The sequence below is a fragment of the Aneurinibacillus tyrosinisolvens genome, from assembly GCF_001015055.1.
Classification (GTDB): Bacteria; Bacillota; Bacilli; order Aneurinibacillales; family Aneurinibacillaceae; genus Aneurinibacillus_A; species Aneurinibacillus_A tyrosinisolvens.
In genome coordinates, this window is sequence record NZ_BBWZ01000135.1 from 1 (window position 1) to 534 (window position 534).

1 protein-coding gene is annotated in these 534 nt (G+C 44.8%); it reads right to left on the reverse strand.

Annotated elements, in window-relative coordinates:
• Positions 1-534, reverse strand: a 534-nt coding sequence (locus MBEAL2_RS28695; RefSeq protein WP_047155573.1) for a DUF421 domain-containing protein, incomplete at both ends; no start/stop codon positions are given.

The following is a 534-nucleotide window of genomic DNA, read 5'->3' on the forward strand; positions in this document are numbered from 1 at the left end:
CTTTTCGTATAATTTTTTGGCTTCAGGCGTTTGGGTGGAGAGGGCAAACAGTTCCAAGTCGGCCTGGCACTTTTTTAGCGTTGCCTGAAGCAGCTGCTGCTGTATAGGAACCGGTACTGTTATTTTGTCATCGTACAAATCCAGAGTGAGCTGCCCATAGGAATCAACCTGGCCGAGAAAAACATTTTCAAGGGTAACCCCGGCTTTTTCCAGTTCTGTGTTCAGCCATTGCACATTGAACCCGGCCGTTGAGAGAGGCTCCAGGATGATTTTTCCATCCATAATCACAGCTTGCGATTCTCTTTCGGGGGCTGCCTTAATGTTTAAGTCTTTTAATGTCGCAGGCTGCGCTTCCTTTTTCTTCATCACACTTAGCTGTCCGTTTGTTTCTAGAACCGCAAACTCAACGTCGGCTACTTTGAATGCGTTCTTTAAACGAAGCTCTTCCAGCAGTTCATCTGTTGAATAATTTTCCTTTTTCAGATTGTCTTCCATGATTTTTCCGTTCTTAATAAAGACCGTCCCTTTTCCTTC